The sequence below is a fragment of the Planococcus glaciei genome (genome assembly GCF_900099655.1).
Lineage (GTDB): Bacteria > Bacillota > Bacilli > Bacillales_A > Planococcaceae > Planococcus > Planococcus glaciei.
In genome coordinates, this window is the sequence record NZ_FNDC01000008.1 from 45,299 (window position 1) to 64,039 (window position 18,741).

Sequence of the window (18,741 nt, forward strand, 5' to 3'; positions counted from 1 at the left end):
CAAACTGTCGGTTTTCTCCATAGTTTAGCATCATATCAATAGAAATAATCATTAAAAAAATTATATAAATGATTCTCTCTTTTTAAGAGAGCTTCTCCAGCGAAGGCGCGTCCAAGGGCGAGACGGAGCGATAAGACGAGTGTCCTACTCGTCTTATCGCGGGAGTCCTGCCCAGAGCGTCCGAAGCGGAATATAAAAGAATAATTCTATAGTTTAATTAATATCGATGATAGAAAGGGGCAAAAATAATGGCTTTATTGACAAATGCAGTGACTCAGGAAATCGTCCAGACAGAAAATTTTGCTACATACTTAAACCGCTCCGGCGAACAGAACGAACAAACGATTCTGTTCCTGCACGGCTCCGGTCCAGGAGTGACCGCTTTCGCCAACTGGCGGCCGGCACTCGAAGAAGTGGGAGAACAGTTTCAATGCCTGGCACCAGATTTGTACGGTTTCGGGAAAAGCAGCCATCCGGACGTGCCGCTGAAAAACCGCCAGGAGTGGATGGACCAATGGATTCGGCAGACGATCGAACTGCTGGACCATTTGAAGCTTGGAAAAGTGCATGTCGTCGGCAATTCGCTGGGCTGCTCGATTGCGCTGGAATTGCTGCTTGAGTACCCGGAACGCTTTGATCAAGTCGTGCTGATGGGGCCTGGAGGCACGCCGAATACGAAACTCAGTTTTGAACTGGCCCGGGCAAAAGGATTTTACGACAATCCTTCCAAAAAGAAATTAAAGCAGATTATGGGCTGGTTTGTCTATGACGAAAAAGAGATGCAGCCGGTCATCGACAGCATTCTGGATGTCCGCTTTGAAACCGCGATGCAGCCGGAAGTGCACCGTTCGAACGATTCAATCTTCTCTACAGCAGCTGTACCTGTACCGGTTGTGGCGCTGAACCGCATCGAAAACGAAGTGCTGCTCGTCCACGGCCTGAACGATAAAGTATGTTCAGTCGAGTCGAGTTATTATTTGGCCCAGCATTTGAAAAAGGCGCAGCTGCATGTTTTCGGCCAGTGCGGACACTGGGCACAGCTTGAGAAGAAAGACAGTTTCCATGAACTAATCCAATCCTTCTTTAATAAGAAAATATAAGCAATGGGAAGTGGCGAAATGGAGTCGACAACGGAGTACCAATATGAAGCGGATGTGGTGATTGTAGGAGCCGGCAACGCGGCGATGTGTGCAGCTCTTGCGGCACAGGAACAAGGCGCGCGTGTTATCGTTCTTGAAAAGTCGCCTGAAAAAGAAAAAGGCGGCAATACGACGTATACCCATGGTTCGATTCGTTTTGCGTATAACGGAACGCAGGACATCCAGGCAATCATCCCGGATTTGACAGAAGAAGACCTCCAAATGACGGATTTCGGAAGCTATAGCGAAGAACAGTATTACGAAGACCTTTGCCGCATGACCAATTACAAGACCGATCCTGAGCTGGCTTCCATTTTAACAGGAGAAAGTTTCGAAACGATGAAATGGTTGACGAAGCACCATATTCAATTCATTCCGATTTACGGGCGGCAAGCATTTAAAATCAATGGCATTTTCAAATTTTGGGGCGGCATGATTCTCGAATCAGTCGGCGGCGGCCATGGATTGGTCGAAGCGCTTCATAACGAAGCATCCAGCCAAGGGGTCCGGATTTTATACGACACGATGGCAATTGAATTGCTGCACGGTGACGAAGGAATCCGAGGCGTCCAGGTGAAAGAGAAAGGACGCAGCAAAACCATCCTGGCGAAAGCCGTTGTCATGGCTTCAGGCGGTTTCCATGCCAATGTCGAAATGCGCACGAAATACCTCGGGCCGAAATGGGATGTGGTCCATACACGCGGCAGCCGCTACAACACCGGAGAAGGCATCCAAATGGCGTTGGATATCGGCGCATTGTCTGCCGGCAACTGGTCGATGGCGCATGCGGTGACCGGTGACCGTTACCTCCCGGACTTCCAGGAAGGATTCCAGCGGCTCAGCTATCCGTTTGGCATTTTGGTCAATTCAGACGGCCAGCGTTTCCTGGATGAAGGCGCCGATTTCCGCAATTACACGTATGCCAAATACGGCCGGTTGATCCTGGAGCAAAAGGATAATTTTGCTTGGCAAATTTTTGACGGGAAAGTCTCGCATTTGCTGCGCGAAGAGTACAAAGGCAAGCAAGTAACGAAAGTAAAAGCGAATTCTTTGGAGGAACTGGCGGACAAAATGGAAGGCGTCCACAAAGAACAATTCCTCAAAGAAATTGCCCGCTACAATGCAGCGATTGATGAGGCCGTACCATTCAATCCAAATGAAAAAGACGGAAGAGGCACTAAAGGGATTGATGTACCCAAAACAAATTGGGCGAACCGCATCGATACCGCTCCTTTTGAAGCGTACGCTGTAACTTGCGGCATCACATTCACGTTTGGCGGATTGAAAATCAACGAACAGGCCGAAGTCCAAAACACGATGTATCAGAAGATTAATGGCCTGTATGCGGCTGGGGAAGCGGCTGGCGGCCTGTTCTATGACAATTACCCAGGCGGCGCCGGCTTGATGGCAGGGGCCGTATTTGGAAAAATTGCCGGGGAACAGGCAGCACACTATGTGAAGTCGGAGCTGACCGAGAAAGTTTAAGTTTCTTCTATAATATGTATGTTTACAAACGTTTTCTGGAATTCTCACCTGTGAGATTCCGGAAAACGTTTTGTCTTTTGCGGGAAGGGTATCAGATATACTAACTCCTTTTTAGGCGAGACAAAATATGCGCTCAAATGACTTATCTCGAAGCCGAGGCATATAAATTGATATCGCTCCACTATGCGCGTAGACTTTTAGTTAGTAAGCAGCATTATCCAATGCTTACAGAGCAAAGTGGAGCCAGTTGGAGAATTCAAAGAAGAAGGTGTATACCTATGATGAATGATCACAAAACGATTTTAAAAAACAGTGACTGGGTGAAAGGCATATCCCGCCACGGTGAACTGATTATCGGGTTCATCGATTCGATGAATATTTTTCAGGAAGCGGTATACGTAGTAGTAGCCGAGAGCGATAATGAGGAACTGATCGGCAAGACCATCCCGATGTCACTTACACAAGTTGAAAGCATACCGGACAACGAAACGAAAGATGCCGGCCAATTGGAGTTTCTGATCGATTTAGCCTTATCGACTGGGGATAAAGAATGGTTCAATGAGCTTTCAGCAGAGCTGAATGGAAAGAAACAATCGGTCAATTAAATAAATAGCAGCATCCATTTTAAAAAAGCAGCGGACTCTAATTGAGCCGCTGCTTTTTTTGAGGCAATCGGTTTAATGGACATTCAAATTCAGGCAGTCAAACGGCAGGGAAAACGGGTTCATCGGCTGATTGAATGTTCTATTTCTAAAAAAACACGGAAATTAATACCGTCCATTTTATATTTCACGAAAACTTAACTGCTCTGCCGAATTGCATCTTATGGCAAATGGCTGAAAAGAGAAAATGCATAGAGCTTAAAATAGGAGCAGCCAAAGAACATCCTTATTTAACTGTTATTAACTTAAAAAAGCAAAAGAATTTTTCCATTAAAAGTATTACAAATTAAGCATTTTACCTTAAACAATTGTTTAAAGTGCAGGCCGCAGAAATATCTTCTGCTCATCGCATTGAATTTTTTATAGATAGTTATGCATATTTATAAAAAAAGATTGTAAACTTTAATTAATGAATTGCCATTCATAGGACTTTTATATGAGTGAAAGTTATACAAGAAAAGCATTCTAAGTATCAGAATTAAAAGAATATTCTAAAGCCCTTTACATATTTTGTGGGGTAATATAGTCTTAAGGTATCGAAAAACCTTAACTGATTATTAAATAACAGTTAAATTTAAGCAAATAGTTTATGAATTTAGGTTGAATAGCAAATAATTGTTGATTTAATTTTTGGAATTATCATTTATTTATTGAATCGTTTAGCCTGTGGTTAATTATACAACCTGTTATGCATTATGCTATTTATAAGTGGAGGCAAAGATAGATTGTGGAACTAAGAATGGAAGGGTTGATCTGGATGTTAGAAATGAATTCTCTAGTCGCAATTGCCAAGAAAGTCGGAGAATTGCTCGAGGCAGAAGCGGAACTTCGCCCTGAGGGGTTAGTTTTTAAAAAGAAGCGGATTGTGAAAGAACAGAAAAGTTCTAACGTGCATGTCTGCTGGTCACTGGATTTGACCGTCAGGGTCCAATCGGCCGGATGTGAAATCGCTGCCAATGAAGCGGAAGTATTTCTTCTTCCGGAAGAACTGCCATTATTCACGGCATCGCTGATCGGAAACCCGATTTTAATGCCGACTAACTTTTCACAGAAAATTTCATTGGAGCGCGGCATGTATTGTGTGCGCTTAATGTCTCAGGAAGCCCCGGAAATCTTTGCTGCACGGCTTTCAGAGACGCTGTGTACACTTGGCCAATAAAGAAGAGTAATTTTTTCAATGGACGCGAATGGATTGCGGCAAGGAGGAAAAACTAAATGGAACAGATGAAGCGAAGGCATCAAAAATCGGTTAGCTATTTTTTTCTCAGATCCAAAGACGTTCATATCGAAAACGATTCAGCCGTCATTACTTTTTTTGCCCGCCTGACAAGAGAAATCTTTCTGGGCAGAGAAGAAAAGCCGAAAGTCGAGACGGTTTGGGTGAAGATTGACGAAGTTCCATTGGATCGCGCCTCCCCAAAAGAAAAAGCCATGCCAAATTGCATGCAGCGGTATGAAATTCCGCAAAACGTCTTTTACCATCTCTACCAAATGTCGAAAAGCTGTCCTAAAGAACTTTTTTATGTGAGCCCTTACTCGCGGCATTTCACCCGGGAAGATTTCATAACTTAAGTTTTTGGAAGCAGATGTTCCCGTAAAGCATTTTGCAGCGGCAGCCGTTTTTTCATTTAAGGCTTAAGCACTTATCATTTTTTTCGGTACTAAGGTTACTCAATATATTGAACAAACCCAAGGAGGATGAATCAGATGAATACAATGCTAAAAGAAGCGACAAGAATGGAAAATACGAAAAAGACGTACTTGGAACTGTACAAAGAGTTTATCAACGGCTATCTTCAATATAAGTCAGGAAAAGCCCATGGGCATAATACAGCGCCACAGACTGAAAGACATGAAAAATGACCTGTACATAAAGGGCATTAAAGAAAAACCCTCTTGTTCTTCCGCCACGGCGCAACAATCTGCAACGATATTGGCCGAAGGAAAGTTACTGGCGCAGGAAAAAACAAAAGACAGTACAGGGAATCCGCTCTGGTATGATAATTTAATCGACGTTGAAAAGTTTGTGAAAAGCAAAAGGGTCTAATTTTTTATCTGAATTTAAAATAGCTGAACATTTTCAAGAGGCTGCTCGAACTTTGAGCGCCTCTTTTTATATTGTCTGTTGAAAAAGCGTTCTCCAATTCTGCAGCGCTGAAAACCGGGGAATCAAAAAGCTGCATTTCCTCGAGAAAGGGAATGCAGCTTTTAAGGTTTAGTTATGAACAAAGTCAAAGCAGAATGCTTCTATGCCGATAGCAGCAAGCACTTTATGGCCGGCAGCGGTCGGATGGATGTCGCGCGGGAATACGTATTTCGCCTGGTTGTTGCCAAAAGCGCTGTAAGCGTCCGCCAATTGGACATCGTCATACGCTTCCGACAGCCCTGCAAACTTGGCATTGATCTGCGGCAGGAACAGGTCGGAAACTCGATGCAACGGATCGTTTACCTGGAACGGATTGTAAATATTGTAGAGAACAATGGGTGCATCTGTCCGGGAACGTATTTCTTCCAGAATCGTAGCGATGTTGTCGAAAACATCACTGTTCGCCAATTTGAAAGCGAGCAGTTCCTGGAACTTCTGCTGATTTCCGCCGCTTTCCGCATTGGCTGCTCTTAAAATTTCGAGAAAATCGTTGCTTCCGATATTGACTGTCACGTAGTCAGCGTGCCGGACAGCTTGGCGGAATTTTTGATTGGTTTCCAAGGCTGTCAGCAAATCGGTTGTCTGCCATCCCGGCATGCCCAGATTGCGTACCCGCAAATCGGCTTCGTCGGCAATCAGGCCAGGAAAAGCATTTTTGGCCGGGCTGCTGTTATTCGTTGTAAGGTTGTAGCCAAACGGAATAGAGTCTCCTAAAGCAACCAGAGAATCCTTGCCATGTCCGTGTCCATGGTCCTGGTGGGCAAAAGCGGTTGGCGTGCCAAGCGACAATGCCAGCAGGACCGCTACGATCACTTTAAATAACTTGTTCATAAGGCACCTCCTTTCTTTTAAAAATTTTCAAACTTATTATAAACTAAAAAGACTGAATTGTCTGTAAATGTAAGATAATTTATCTGTTTTTCTTAGATAGGGAAATCTTTGAGTTTTTTTTGCATGCAGCCCGGCTCGATTGGCAACATCCTGTTTAATTAGCGATTGCCGGTATTGGAATCCTGCTGAAGATCAGTAAAACTCCTCTTTACATAGTCAACCTGAACTGATTCGTAGAGGAGGATTTAAATAACTGGAGCTGCCTGCTTTAAAAGCCATTGCATTCTTGCAATCTTGTTCAAGCAACGCTACTATAGAATTAATATTCAGACAATACTGACTGGTTAGTATTATTTGATGTTAATCAACTAAAGGGGGAAACAGGCATGGCAGAAATTTTAAAGAAGTACTGGCCGGAGTCGCTTCCGGTACAGATCGATTACCGCTTGGGGAAGGAGCCGCTTCATCAGTACCTTAAACAACACGCGAAAAACATGCCAGATCAAACTGCCTACCATTATTATGGAGCACAGATTACCTGGAGGCAGCTTGACCGCCATGTTGATCGGTTTGCGCAGTTTCTTCGGACACAAGGCATAGAAAAAGGCGACCGGGTCGGACTGTATATGCAAAATTGTCCGCAGTATATCATCGCCCATTACGCGGCGCAGCGAATCGGCGGAATTGTGGCGCCTTTAAATCCGATGTATAAAGAAGCGGAACTGTCTTTTTTGATTCAAGAAGGCGGCATTTCGGCAATTGTCGCTGGAGAAGAGCTGCTAGAGAACCTGGAAAACAGCGAAGGGCAGACGCCGGATCTCCGGTTTGTGGTCACGACCAATTACAGCGACTTTCTGCCGGCTGAACCCGTTTTGGCGTTGCCGCCTGAATTCAGCGTGCCCAAAAAACGGCACGGAGATCCGTTTGATCTGGCTGAGATTTTAAACGGGGCCGATTTGCTGGAAAAAGATGCGGAAATCGATTTGGACAATGATGCCGCCTTGATGGTGTTTACTTCCGGAACGACCGGACGGCCAAAAGCCGCACTTTTGTCTTTTGGCAATGCGCTGTTCAAAACAGCGGCCACGGTAGAGGCATACGGCATTGCAAAAGATGAACGGATGCTGGCGGTGGCGCCGCTTTGCCATATTGCGGGTATGGTCATGGGCGTCAATATGCCGGTATACACCGGTTGTGAATGCGTCTTGCTGACTCGGTTTATTCCGCAGACAGCAGTGGACGCGATTGAACAACACCGAATTACTTCCTGGTACAGCATCGCGCCGATGAATGCCGCAATTCTTGCCATTCCGGAAATCGAAAAAAGAGATTGGAGTTCTCTAAAAACGAATATGGCCACGAGCTTCGGCATCGCCGTAACGGAAGAACTTGCGCAGCGCTGGAGCGGGATGACAGGCGGCTGTTCATTGTTTGAAGCGGCTTACGGGCTGAGTGAGACGCATACGTGCGACACGTTCATGCCGAAAGACCGGATCAAGTATGGGAGCTGCGGCATCGCGACTTATGAGACGGAGATCCGTATCATTGACCCGGTGACGGAAGAAGTAATGGAGGCGGGGCAGCAAGGAGAAATCCTCGTCAAAAATCCAGGCGTCTTTATGGGCTACTATAACCGCCCGGACGCCACAGCGGAAACACTCCGAAATGGCTGGGTCCATACGGGGGACGTCGGAAAACTGGACGACGAAGGCTATTTGTATTTTCTCGGGCGCACCAAAGAAATGATCAAAAGCTCCGGCTACAGCGTGTTCCCTGAAGACGTTGAAGCGCTTTTGAATCATCATCCGACTGTGCTGCAAAGCGCCGTGATCGGCATTCCGGATGCGGTGCGCGGCGAAAGCGTCAAAGCTTTTATTGTGTTGAAGCCGGATTTAAAGGGGACAATTTCTGAACAGGAAATGATGGAGTGGGCAAAAGGCTATATGAGCGCTTATAAAACTCCGCGTGAAATCGTTTTTCTCGGCCAATTGCCGGCTACCAGTTCAGGCAAAATTTTGCGCAGGCTCTTAAAAGAGGATCAGGAAGGATGACGCTGTCATGGATAAACAAGTGATGGGTGAAAATGCACGGCTGATGGAAGACTTTGAACAGCGCAGGAAAATCGCAGAACAAGGCGGCGGCAGTGAAAAACTCCGGCGCCTTCAGGAAGAAGGAAAACTTTCGGCACGTGAGCGCATTGAACTGCTGGTGGATGAAGGAACTTTCCTCGAACTGGGTGCTTTAAACGGTTCTGGCCTTTCAGGGGGAAGTTCTTTTGGGAACGGCGATGGGTTGATCGGGGGACTCGCAAAAGTGGAAGGCCGCCCAGTAGTCGTTCAGGCGGGTGATAAGACCGTTTTTGCTGGGACTGAAGGGGCGGTGCATCTGAAAAAGTCGAAAGACCTTCACCATTACGCACAAAAGCGCGGACTGCCCATGTTCAATTTGAACGAAGGCGGAGGATTGCGGATGCCGGACGGAATGGGCTCTGACGGCATCAGCGACAAATTGTTTCCGCCAGAGATGCTGTTAAACCGGCGCGAAATTCCGCAAATTACGGCTATCCTGGGCGACAGCTATGGCGGACCGACTTGGACTGCCGTGTCTTCTGACTTTGTGGCGCAAGTGAAAGGCAGTACGATGGCCGTTGCCGGGCCGCGCATTTTGGAAATGGCAACCGGGCAAAAGATTTCACCGGAAGAACTCGGGGGCTGGACCGTCCATGCCAAAAATACTGGTCAAGCGGATGCTTTCGGCAACACCGATCAAGAATGCATCGAACAGATGAAAGCCTTTTTCCGTTTTATGCCGCAAAATGCGCATGAATTGCCGCCAATTAAAGAAACAAGCGACAGTCCGGAGCGATTGTTGAAAAATGTGCTCGATATCCTGCCGGATCGGCGCAACCAAGTCTATGATATGCATCGAATTCTTGCCGAAATTGTCGACGACGGGGAATATTTCGAGTACAAAGCCGCATACGGCGAAGCGCTGCTGGCTGCATTCGCACATATGGGGGGACGCGCCGTCGGGATTATCGCCAACCAGCCGAAAAAATATGCCGGCGCAGCAGGGCCGAAAGAATGCGAAAAAGCAACCGACTTTATTTGCTTATGCGACTCTTTCCACATTCCGCTTATTTTCCTGCACGACACGCCGGGTTTCCGGGTTTCAATGGAAGCGGAAAAAGAAAAAATGCCGACAAAAATTATGGTGTGGAACCAGGCGCTTGCCCAGTCGACGGTCCCGAAAATATCGGTCGTAATCCGCAAAAGCATCGGCGCGGCTTATGGCAATATGTGCGGGCCGGGAATGGGAGCGGACTTTGTTGTTGCTTGGCCGACCGCGGAAATCAACTTCACCGGGCCGGAAGTCGGCGTGAATGTAGTATATGGCCGCCAGCTGCAGCAAGCGGAAGACCCGCAGAAAGAACGGCAAACTTTGCTGGAAGGCTGGGCTTTTGACAGTTCGCCTTATAACGCGGCCGGCAAGCATTTGCTGGACGACGTCATTGATCCGCGTGATACCCGCAAGTTTATATGCCGAACGCTGGAATTTTCATGTGCGGCCAACGGCGGCAAAAGTGAACGCCGCCTGGCAAACTGGCCGACCGGGTTTTAAACGGAAAACTGCAGAAAGCAAAAAACTTCTTGGAAATCGCTATTCCAGGTAGTTTTTTGCGTTAAAAGACCCTTATAATCAGCTTTTCAATCAAAAAACAATATTATTATTGTTAGTATAATAAAATTAACTATACAAATTAGTACCTAATACTAATAGTTGATGTTAAAATGAAGCGAGTACCAGCAAAGGGGCGAACTTCATGAATACATCAAAAGCGAGAATTACAGCTATCGGTTCCTATGTACCGGAAAAACGGCTGACGAATCACGATTTGGAAGAGTTAGTGGAAACCGATGACGAATGGATTGTCCAACGGACTGGCATAAAAGAACGACGCATTGCAGCGGATACAGAATATACTAGCGATATCAGCATTAAAGCCGTTGAAAATCTTCAAGAGCGCTATGGAAAGTCCGTGGATGACGTCGACATGATCATCGTCTGCACGATGACGCCGGACTTCAAAACTCCAAGCGTCTCTGCACTCGTGCAAGCGAAGCTTGGCATCCAAAATACCGGAGCGATTGATTTGAATGCTGCCTGTTCAGGTTTTGCCTACGGCTTGCATATGGCGAATGGATTGATCACGTCCGGCTTGAACCGGAAGATTCTGGTGATCGGTGCGGAAACCTTTTCGAAGATTTTGGATTACCGCGACCGTTCGACCTGCATTTTGTTCGGCGACGGCGGCGGAGCCGTGCTGGTCGAATACGATGTGGAGAAACCCAGCTTCATTGCTTCCCATATGGGAACGGACGGGGCTCTGGCAAACAATTTATACTGCACGGATCTGTCGGACCGGATGTTTGGAAACGAGCTGGCGGTCAATGGATTTGTGACGCAGAACGGCCGCGAAGTGTACAAATGGGCGGTCAATACCGTACCAAAAGGCATGAAGGCATTAATGGAAAAAGCGGGATACGACAACGATCAAGTGGACTGGTTTGTGCCGCACAGCGCCAACCTGCGCATCATTGAGTCCATCTGCAGCCGAAACGGGCTGCCGCTTGAGCGGACCATTTACAGTTTGGAATACTACGGCAACACGTCTGCTGCCTCGATTCCGCTGTCGCTGTCCCAAGGCGTGCTGGAAGGCAAAATCAAAGCCGGAGACCGGCTGCTTCTTTACGGATTCGGCGGCGGGTTGACCCATGCCGGCATGCTGGTGGATTGGTCAATCTAATTTGGCTGCAGCCAATGGAACTAAATATGGACTAAAAAGTTTTCTTCTTTATTGAAGAAAACTTTTTTTATTGTTTGGAGCGGATTGAAATTTCACTTAACTTTCACTTTAGCCGGTTAAAGTAAAAGCAGGGAAAGGCGATTTGATTGGGAAAGAGGCGGATAGGATGAAAAAGATATTGATACTCGGTGGATATACGCATTTAATCGATGTGGTGCAAACGGCAAGACAGATGGGCATGTATACAATTGTTGCGGACCGGGACCCCGATTCACCGGCGAAAATGTATGCAGACAAATCTTTTACAATCAGTACGGATGAAACGGAGCGCTTAGCCGAAATGGCAAGAGCAGAAGGAATTACAGGCGTTTTCAATGCTTTTGATGATTTCAATACTTGGCAGGCGCAAGCGCTTTGCGAACGGCTCGGGCTGCCGTTTTATGCGACCAAAAAACAGTTGGAAATTTGTTCGAACAAGGAGCAGTTTAAAGCTTATTGCAGAGATTATGAAATTCCGGTCATTGAAGAGTACAGCATCAGAGACGTTCAGGAATATGCGTTCGAAAATCTTCCGTATCCGGTGATCGTCAAACCAGTCGACAGTTATGCGAGCCAGGGAATTACGGTTTGCCGGAACGGGGAGCAACTAGAAAAAGCCTATGCCAAAGCGGTCGGACGCTCCAAAAGCGGCACCGCCATCATCGAACGCTTTGTCGATAATTCACATGGCGTAGAAATGTATTACACGGTCGCACAAGGAACCGTCATACTAACGGCAATGACCGACCGCTACGTGCAAAAACTTTCAGAAAATCATCCGCCCTTGCCGACTGCCACCGTTTTTCCTTCCGAACACTTGGACCGGTATGTAAACGTGCTGGATGCAAAAGTGCGCAATATGATCCGCGGCATGGGCATTCAAAACGGCGTACTGTTCATTCAATCGCTGGTCGAAGATGGGAATTTCTATCTTTATGAAATGGGCTTCCGCTTAAGCGGTGAGCAGCATTACCAAATCATCGAAAAACAGACCGGCATCAACTTGCTGGAAGAAATGCTGGAATATGCGACTGGGGGAACGATCAATGCCGATTCGATAGCGAAGTTTGACAATGGTTATACAAAAACCATGGCATGCAATCTTGCCGTGTTGCTGCATCCGGGGAAGATTCTTTCCATTCAAGGGCTTGAAGCAATCCTTCAAATGCCGGAAGTGCTGTCATTTGTCCAGTTGAAAGAACCTGGCGATGTAGTGCAGGACATAGGAAATTACGGCCAGATGCTGGGAAGATTCAATATCGTCTCCAATCAGTTGGCTCTTACTATCCAAAAGATCAATCAGTTGCTTCGGGTCGTGTCGGTGGAAGGAAAAGATCTCATTGCTTCAATGCCCGGCAACCCCTGCACGCTCTCAGGAATAGAATAAGCCGAAAGGCATTAGGCTATTAAACCGCTAGCAAGGAGTCCCAAAAGCTGTACCGGAATTTATTCGGCTGCAGCTTCTTTTAAATTTCGTGAAAAAAGCAAATCAACTGATTATTTTTAATCTCTTCTTAACCTTTGTGTGGAATACTGGAATCAAAAGCGATGGGGTTGCCGGGGAGGGTGTTCACTGTGAAGATTTTATTGGCAGAAGATGATGAGATGCTGGGCGAATTGGTGGTGCATCTATTGAAGAAAAAAGGAGCGAAAACCGTCGATTGGGTGACCGAAGGGGAAGATGCTTACGACTATGCCGCCGCGTCGTTTTACGATGTCATCATTTTGGATTGGATGATGCCTGGCGGAGACGGCATCTACATCTGCAAAAAACTCAGGGAGAGCGGCTACGGCGGAGCGGTGTTGATGCTTACGGCGAAAGATGCACTGATGGACCGGGTGGAAGGGCTTGATGCGGGTGCGGATGATTATTTGGCAAAGCCGTTTGAAATCGAAGAATTATGGGCGCGCCTTCGGGCACTGGCGCGGCGCACGTATTCGCCGATTCAAGAAGAAGTCATGGAAGTCAATGGCTTGAATATAAACCGCACCGCCCATTCGGTAAGCCGCGGCGACCGGAAAATCAATTTGACGCCGCGCGAGTTTCAATTGTTGGACATGCTGATCCAAAACCGGGGAACCGTGCTGACCCGTGAGCTGATTTTTGACCGGATTTGGGGTTTTGATACGGATGTTTCGATGAAGACGATCGATGCGACGGTGAAGCTGCTGCGCAAGAAAATTGACCACGACGAAAGCAGCAGCGTGATCGAGACTGTCAGAGGAGTGGGGTATAAAGTTGAAAAGGGCTGACTTTTTCAGAAAAGATGAAAAAGATGTGTTTGCGCAAACCCGGAATCGCCTGACGCTTTTTTACAGCGCTATCCTGGCTTTATTCTTGTCCGTTTTTGTCGCTTTGGCGTTGTTCGTTTTTTATATTGTCGTCAGCAATGACCAGGAACAGACGCTTCGTTTGCTGTCCGACCGGGAAGTCGGCATGGCGGAACGTGCACTTGACGGCAGCGGCGGGGCATGGAGAGAACAGGAGCGCCGGGATTTATCCGGCAACCAGGTATTTTACTACGTAACCGGCAATGAGGACGAATTGATCATCAACAATGACAATTACGAAGAATTGCGGGAACTGTATATGGATGTGGTAGAAGGTTGGGAAACGGATGGAATTGAAGTCAAGAAAGTTGAAATCGACATACCGGAAAATGATCCACTGTTCGAAAGCTTCACCAAAAAAGAAGTGGATTTAATGGTGCTGGCTCGGCCCGTCATGCACGGCGGAGAACGGATTGCCATGCTGTACTTGGCTGTCGACAACACTTTTTACAGCAGTGTCATCAAATGGACCATTGCCATTTTTGCCGGAATGACCCTTTTGTTTTCGGCAATCGGGGTACTTGTAAGCCGTTGGATGTCGAAACGGGCGCTCCAGCCGGTTGAAATCGCTTATAACTTGCAGAAGGAATTTGTTTCCAATGCATCGCATGAGCTCCGGACGCCGCTCAGTGTCATTTTGTCGGCGACGGAAGCGCTTGGAATGGAAAGCGACAAATCCAACCCGTTCCGTGAAAAAATGCTCGGCACGCTCAAACACGAAGTGAAACGGATGTCCGGGCTGATTACGGAACTGCTGGCGCTCGCGAAATCCGATTCTGAACAAGCGGCTGTGAAGCTTCGCAAGGAGCAGTTTGACATCCGGCCGGCGGCTGAGCAGATGGTCGAATCCTTCACAAACGCCATTCGGGCAAAAGGGCTCAGCCTGAAACTCGATGCCCCTGTTCCAATTGAAGTGGTCGGCGACCGGGATAAGCTGATCCAGTTGATGTATATATTGACGGACAACGCCATCAAATATACGCCATCCGGCGGCCACGTGGAAATCAAGCTGAAAAAACAGAACCACAAGAAACACGATGATTTCCTTTTCTCTGTATCCGATACCGGCATCGGCATTTCGCCTGAAGACCAGAAAAAGATTTTCGAGCGTTTTTATCGCGCCGATAAAACCCGTTCCCGCAAAGAAGGCGGCTACGGCCTCGGTTTGTCGATTGCGCAATCGATTGCCGAAACGCACGGCGGAGCGATCAAAGTAGAAAGCACGCCTGACCGCGGCTCGGTGTTCAGCGTGGCGATTCCTTTTGAAGCGGAAACAGCGCAGCTGGGAAAGGCAGCGGAAGCTTCAGTGAAGCAGACGGTGATTTGAAAAATTTGAGAGTTAAATTGAAGAACGTATGCCGGCTTGCAGAAGCTGGCTTTTTTTGTGTGGATTCGGTTCAGAGGATGGGCATTTCGGCTGCAGAATCGTATTTATTCAACTGCTGGCCGTAATTGATTTCATAGTTTAGTAAAAAGCCTTTGGGGAACAACTATAACTGACGGATAAATAACTATAGAAAGGAAATGAGAATATGCAGGCATTGAAAGCAGTATTTCTAAATTGTTCGCTTAAAAGTTCTGATGAAGTTTCCAATACGGAAGGCATCATGAAAGACGTGCAGACCCACTACAATCAATTAGGCGTGGAATCAGAGATTATACGTTTGGCGGATTACCGCGTCGCTTTAGGCGTACAGGAAGATATGGGCGACGGGGACCAATGGCCGGAGATATTGGAAAAAGTGAAAGCGGCGGACATCCTGATTATTGGAACGCCGCTTTGGCTCGGGGAGAAAAGTTCACTGGCCACGCTCGCCATTGAACGGCTATATGGCAGCAGCAGTGTAACCAATGATAAAGGACAAGCTATTTTTTATAATAAAGTCGGAGGAGCGCTGGTGACCGGCAACGAAGATGGCGCCAAGCACGCATCGGCCTCCCTCCTTTACGGGCTGTCCCATATCGGTTTTTTGATTCCGCCGAATGTGGATGCGTATTGGGTAGGAGAAGCAGGGCCGGGGCCGTCTTACAACGAAGCGGGACGTGACAATGACTTTACCAAAACAGCGATTGAACGTTTGGCTTACAACACCTTTCATTTGGCAGGGCTTCTTAAAAACAACCCCATTCCCGCCGAAGGCAATACGCTCGATCAATAATTGCCGATTGATTAGACAGTCGAAAAAGAAGCCCTCTTCAATAAAGAGGGCTTCTTTTTAGATTAAAATTTACATTTTGATTTTCATTTGAGGAGGGACTTCGATCGGCACCGGCACAGGAATCATGTATTTAAAGTATGCCGCTTTTTGGACCGATTGCTGCTTCAACGTGAAATGCTTGATGGCATTCCCGATTTCCTGGGCGTGGCTGCGCATTTTGGCATCATCCACAGTGACAGAATCGATGGAGATGAACGCCTCCGTGACTTCAATGACACGAACCGCTTGTTCATCGAGCACGGCTGCAAGCTGCAGAAAGTTCCATTGGCCGCGGCCTGCCAGGGAGTTGGAATGGTTGTGGCCGTTGATGTACAGTCCGATGCCTTGCTTCTGTTTCAAGATGTTCCAGATCGGCACATCGGGATGGATGCAGCGCTTTTCCTTCTCGGAATCTTTTGTCGTTGAGAAAACCGGATGGTGGGCAAACAAAAGGAGTGGGCGATCTTCCGACTCTTCAATGACGGATTCCAGCCAGTACTGCTGGACCGCATCCATCGTTCCGCCCCAGTCTTCGTAGTTCTGCTCACGGGCTGTATCAAGGAATCCGAGAACGGCCTCATCCGTGGATACCATATGGAAACGTTCCTGGCCGGTCACCGTCAACACGGCTTCACGCGGCATGGCATACAGGTCGTGGTTTCCGAGTACGTGCTTGAATGGTTTATTGTGCTTGCGAATCAACGTATACACTTCTTCCAATTCATCCATTCGCCCGAAATTCGTCAAGTCACCTATGGAAACGTACAAATCAGCAGGGACTGCGAAAAACCGTTCCAGAAATGCCTCATAAAATGCCTGGCGGTCCTCTTCGATATACGCACAGCCATCTTTCAAGCTCGGGTAATGCAAATCACCGATTACTGCGATTTTCATCAACTGTCCAACTCCCCTCAGTTATCTGACAATTTCAGTATCCCACACGATTGTGTAGGCGGATTAAAGGAATTGTAAAACTATGTAAAGCTTTGAAGAAGAGTTGGCGCAAAGGACGCATTCCAAATCATTCACGTCCGGGAAGCTTAATACTTTTAAGTTTGCCTTGATAAAGCGGTATAATGATGGATATAGATAAGCGAAGGCGGCAGACGGATTGCCGAATTGCAGGGAATAAAGGAGGCGTTCTGCTTGGGACATGACCACGGACATTCCCATACGCATGGCGGGAATAAAAAAACACTATTCATAGCCTTTTTAATCACAACTTTTTATATGGTAGCAGAAGCGATCGGTGGATTTCTGACCAATAGTTTGGCGCTTATTGCAGACGCCGGGCATATGCTGAGCGATTCCATTTCTTTACTGGTGGGATTTCTGGCATTCACGGTGGGCGAAAAAGCGGCAAGCCATGCGAAGACATACGGCTACAAGCGTTTTGAAATACTGGCAGCTGTTTTTAATGGCGTCTCGTTAGTCGCCATTGCCGCTTATATTTTTTACGAAGCGTACCACCGTTTTGCTGATCCGCCAGAAGTCGCGTCCGGCGGCATGCTGGCAATTGCGGTTGTCGGCCTCTTAGTCAATGTGCTGGTCGCCTGGATTCTGATGCGGGGCGGAGACACAAAAGAAAACTTGAACTTGCGGGCGGCGTTCCTTCATGTACTGGGCGATTTGCTTGGTTCTGTCGGCGCCATTGCGGCAGCATTGCTGATCTTGTTTTTCGGCTGGGCATGGGCAGATCCGCTCGCAAGCGTCATCGTTGCGGTACTGGTCTTAATCAGCGGCTGGCGCGTAACGAAAGAAGGGATCCATGTTTTAATGGAAGGAACTCCGCGGAACGTGGATATCGATGAAGTCACCGCAGCGATAAACAATGTACCGGGAATCTGCAACATCCATGATTTGCATGTCTGGAGCATCACCAGCGGCCGAAACGCATTGTCCGGCCACGTTGTCGTAGAAGACAACGTTTCGTTTGAAGAAACGCAGACACTGCTGAGAAAAATTGAACATCTATTAAAGGATATGAAAATCGGCCACGTAACCATCCAAATTGAAAACAAAGAACATCCGCACGGCGAATCGGTCTTGTGCCAGGATGTTCAACATGAACATGAACACGAACACGAACACGAACATCATCATCAGCATTAGAAGGACATGCAAATCAAATCCTGACCAACCGCAAATCATCGGCTGGTCAGGATTTTTTAATTTAAACGTATTTTTGTCCTGTTTCAGGTGAAAAATCTATTTCCATTTCCGAATCATTGAAGAAATTAAGAGTTTTCCCTGTTCGTTTTTCTGAAAGAGATGTAAAATAATAGGTAAAAGCTTACAGGAATGAAAATAGTATGGAAACTACAAAAATTAACGGGAATGGAAATTGATGTTCCATGTCCTTGATTGGAGAACAACCGGATGTTGAAGGAACAGACTCGCTATTCCCGACTGGCCAATTTAACAAAAGTCATCAATACGAAGCTGGAGCTTAAAGAAGTGCTGGAGCATGTCACAACAGCGATTTCTGAAGAAATTGTCCAATGCAATTCCGTGGGGATCTTCTTGCCGCACGATGACGGCAGCTTCCGGGCATTCGCCGGAAAACCGGAATTTATTAACGGCAATGCATTTGAAACCCAGGTCCTTGATTTGGAAAGGGATTTGCTGGCACAGGAAGTAATTGATACAAGGAAGACCATTTACATCCCGGACACTTCCAAAGACCACCGGACAGATCCAAGATCGGTTGCCGCATTTGATATCAAATCACTGTTGGCTTTGCCAATTTCATACGAACAGGAATTGTTCGGCCTGGTGTTTTTGTTTGACTACGGCACGCCGATGAATTTGACGGAATCAGAAATCCAAAGTGTGGAGGCTTATGTGAACATGGCAGCTGTTGCGATTCAGAATGCAAAAAACTTAGCCCAAAAAGAAAACCTGATTTCTGAAAATCAATTGCTGCTCAATATCACACGCGAACTGTCGATGTGTTCGTCAATCCATGAAAGCATCGATAAATGCTTTTTTTACTTGGAAAAAGTTCTTGGCAGCAAAGTAATGGCTGCCCATTTATTGGATCCGACTGACAAAAAAACCGTTGCATTTACTAAATACAGCAAGGAGTACGATCCTGAAGAAG

17 protein-coding genes and 1 pseudogene are annotated in these 18,741 nt (G+C 47.0%); 16 read left to right on the plus strand and 2 right to left on the minus strand.

The window, feature by feature from the left end:
• The first annotated feature begins 248 nt into the window (after nt 1-248).
• The 7 genes from BLQ32_RS10985 to BLQ32_RS11010 all read left to right on the plus strand — a co-directional run bounded on the left by BLQ32_RS10985 (nt 249) and on the right by BLQ32_RS11010 (nt 5,333).
• Nucleotides 249-1,100: an alpha/beta fold hydrolase gene (locus tag BLQ32_RS10985; protein WP_074510345.1), complete on the plus strand. Its 852-nt coding sequence runs from the start codon at nt 249-251 to the stop codon at nt 1,098-1,100.
• 18 nt (nt 1,101-1,118) lie between these two features.
• Nucleotides 1,119-2,624 (plus strand): FAD-dependent tricarballylate dehydrogenase TcuA, encoded by a 1,506-nt coding sequence (gene tcuA / locus BLQ32_RS10990; protein ID WP_074510346.1) that lies wholly within the window; start codon nt 1,119-1,121, stop codon nt 2,622-2,624.
• 278 nt (nt 2,625-2,902) lie between these two features.
• Nucleotides 2,903-3,229: an IDEAL domain-containing protein gene (locus tag BLQ32_RS10995; protein WP_036803522.1), complete on the plus strand. Its 327-nt coding sequence runs from the start codon at nt 2,903-2,905 to the stop codon at nt 3,227-3,229.
• A gap of 814 nt (nt 3,230-4,043) precedes the next feature.
• Nucleotides 4,044-4,445 carry a hypothetical protein gene (locus BLQ32_RS11000; protein ID WP_074510434.1) on the plus strand — a complete coding sequence of 134 codons (402 nt, stop codon included), beginning with the start codon at nt 4,044-4,046 and terminating at the stop codon, nt 4,443-4,445.
• A 56-nt stretch (nt 4,446-4,501) separates the two neighbouring features.
• Nucleotides 4,502-4,858: a hypothetical protein gene (locus BLQ32_RS11005; RefSeq protein ID WP_036803528.1), complete on the plus strand. Its 357-nt coding sequence runs from the start codon at nt 4,502-4,504 to the stop codon at nt 4,856-4,858.
• Nucleotides 4,859-4,993: 135 nt separating this feature from the next.
• Nucleotides 4,994-5,149 (plus strand): hypothetical protein, encoded by a 156-nt coding sequence (locus tag BLQ32_RS19850; protein WP_157833099.1) that lies wholly within the window; start codon nt 4,994-4,996, stop codon nt 5,147-5,149.
• Complete coding sequence (locus BLQ32_RS11010; protein ID WP_074510347.1) at nt 5,139-5,333, plus strand: hypothetical protein; 195 nt, start codon at nt 5,139-5,141, stop codon at nt 5,331-5,333. The genes BLQ32_RS19850 and BLQ32_RS11010 overlap by 11 nt, the downstream gene beginning before the upstream one ends.
• A gap of 168 nt (nt 5,334-5,501) precedes the next feature.
• Here BLQ32_RS11010 and BLQ32_RS11015 read toward each other — a convergent pair whose 3' ends face one another.
• Nucleotides 5,502-6,263 (minus strand): SGNH/GDSL hydrolase family protein, encoded by a 762-nt coding sequence (locus BLQ32_RS11015; RefSeq protein ID WP_074510348.1) that lies wholly within the window; start codon nt 6,261-6,263, stop codon nt 5,502-5,504.
• 386 nt (nt 6,264-6,649) lie between these two features.
• Here BLQ32_RS11015 and BLQ32_RS11020 point away from each other — a divergent pair, with 386 nt between their 5' ends.
• The 7 genes from BLQ32_RS11020 to BLQ32_RS11050 all read left to right on the plus strand — a co-directional run bounded on the left by BLQ32_RS11020 (nt 6,650) and on the right by BLQ32_RS11050 (nt 15,599).
• Nucleotides 6,650-8,314: a class I adenylate-forming enzyme family protein gene (locus BLQ32_RS11020; RefSeq protein WP_074510349.1), complete on the plus strand. Its 1,665-nt coding sequence runs from the start codon at nt 6,650-6,652 to the stop codon at nt 8,312-8,314.
• 7 nt (nt 8,315-8,321) lie between these two features.
• Nucleotides 8,322-9,884: an acyl-CoA carboxylase subunit beta gene (locus BLQ32_RS11025; protein WP_425312156.1), complete on the plus strand. Its 1,563-nt coding sequence runs from the start codon at nt 8,322-8,324 to the stop codon at nt 9,882-9,884.
• A 202-nt stretch (nt 9,885-10,086) separates the two neighbouring features.
• Nucleotides 10,087-11,070 (plus strand): ketoacyl-ACP synthase III, encoded by a 984-nt coding sequence (locus tag BLQ32_RS11030; protein WP_074510350.1) that lies wholly within the window; start codon nt 10,087-10,089, stop codon nt 11,068-11,070.
• Nucleotides 11,071-11,236: 166 nt separating this feature from the next.
• On the plus strand, nt 11,237-12,496 hold the full coding sequence (locus tag BLQ32_RS11035; RefSeq protein ID WP_074510351.1) for an ATP-binding protein: 1,260 nt from the start codon (nt 11,237-11,239) through the stop codon (nt 12,494-12,496).
• Nucleotides 12,497-12,684: 188 nt separating this feature from the next.
• The gene (locus BLQ32_RS11040) at nt 12,685-13,362 is read left to right on the plus strand and encodes a response regulator transcription factor (protein WP_074510352.1); all 678 of its coding nucleotides are present in this window, start codon (nt 12,685-12,687) and stop codon (nt 13,360-13,362) included.
• Nucleotides 13,349-14,767: a sensor histidine kinase gene (locus BLQ32_RS11045; RefSeq protein ID WP_051413702.1), complete on the plus strand. Its 1,419-nt coding sequence runs from the start codon at nt 13,349-13,351 to the stop codon at nt 14,765-14,767. The genes BLQ32_RS11040 and BLQ32_RS11045 overlap by 14 nt, the downstream gene beginning before the upstream one ends.
• Before the next feature lie 205 nt (nt 14,768-14,972).
• Entirely contained in the window at nt 14,973-15,599 is a 627-nt protein-coding gene (locus tag BLQ32_RS11050; RefSeq protein WP_036803543.1) for a flavodoxin family protein, read from the plus strand.
• A gap of 69 nt (nt 15,600-15,668) precedes the next feature.
• On the opposite strand, the gene BLQ32_RS11055 is transcribed toward BLQ32_RS11050, so the two are convergent.
• The gene (locus tag BLQ32_RS11055) at nt 15,669-16,532 is read right to left on the minus strand and encodes a metallophosphoesterase family protein (protein WP_051413703.1); all 864 of its coding nucleotides are present in this window, start codon (nt 16,530-16,532) and stop codon (nt 15,669-15,671) included.
• A gap of 252 nt (nt 16,533-16,784) precedes the next feature.
• Here BLQ32_RS11055 and BLQ32_RS11060 point away from each other — a divergent pair, with 252 nt between their 5' ends.
• Both BLQ32_RS11060 and BLQ32_RS20205 read left to right on the plus strand, forming a co-directional pair.
• Nucleotides 16,785-17,750 (plus strand): cation diffusion facilitator family transporter, encoded by a 966-nt coding sequence (locus tag BLQ32_RS11060; protein WP_074510354.1) that lies wholly within the window; start codon nt 16,785-16,787, stop codon nt 17,748-17,750.
• Between the two features lie 267 nt (nt 17,751-18,017).
• Nucleotides 18,018-18,732 (plus strand): annotated as a pseudogene (locus BLQ32_RS20205) (GAF domain-containing protein); the annotation flags it as partial.
• Nucleotides 18,733-18,741: the final 9 nt, after the last annotated feature.

Coding starts and splice junctions, on each gene's coding strand:
- BLQ32_RS11015 (WP_074510348.1), bottom strand. CDS start 6,263: ATGAACAAGTTATTTAAAGTGATCGTAGCGGTCCTGCTGGCATTGTCG.
- tcuA (WP_074510346.1), top strand. CDS start 1,119: ATGGAGTCGACAACGGAGTACCAATATGAAGCGGATGTGGTGATTGTA.
- BLQ32_RS11025 (WP_425312156.1), top strand. CDS start 8,322: ATGGATAAACAAGTGATGGGTGAAAATGCACGGCTGATGGAAGACTTT.
- BLQ32_RS11035 (WP_074510351.1), top strand. CDS start 11,237: ATGAAAAAGATATTGATACTCGGTGGATATACGCATTTAATCGATGTG.
- BLQ32_RS19850 (WP_157833099.1), top strand. CDS start 4,994: ATGAATACAATGCTAAAAGAAGCGACAAGAATGGAAAATACGAAAAAG.
- BLQ32_RS11050 (WP_036803543.1), top strand. CDS start 14,973: ATGCAGGCATTGAAAGCAGTATTTCTAAATTGTTCGCTTAAAAGTTCT.
- BLQ32_RS11010 (WP_074510347.1), top strand. CDS start 5,139: ATGAAAAATGACCTGTACATAAAGGGCATTAAAGAAAAACCCTCTTGT.
- BLQ32_RS11000 (WP_074510434.1), top strand. CDS start 4,044: ATGTTAGAAATGAATTCTCTAGTCGCAATTGCCAAGAAAGTCGGAGAA.
- BLQ32_RS10995 (WP_036803522.1), top strand. CDS start 2,903: ATGATGAATGATCACAAAACGATTTTAAAAAACAGTGACTGGGTGAAA.
- BLQ32_RS11055 (WP_051413703.1), bottom strand. CDS start 16,532: ATGAAAATCGCAGTAATCGGTGATTTGCATTACCCGAGCTTGAAAGAT.
- BLQ32_RS11020 (WP_074510349.1), top strand. CDS start 6,650: ATGGCAGAAATTTTAAAGAAGTACTGGCCGGAGTCGCTTCCGGTACAG.
- BLQ32_RS10985 (WP_074510345.1), top strand. CDS start 249: ATGGCTTTATTGACAAATGCAGTGACTCAGGAAATCGTCCAGACAGAA.
- BLQ32_RS11030 (WP_074510350.1), top strand. CDS start 10,087: ATGAATACATCAAAAGCGAGAATTACAGCTATCGGTTCCTATGTACCG.
- BLQ32_RS11005 (WP_036803528.1), top strand. CDS start 4,502: ATGGAACAGATGAAGCGAAGGCATCAAAAATCGGTTAGCTATTTTTTT.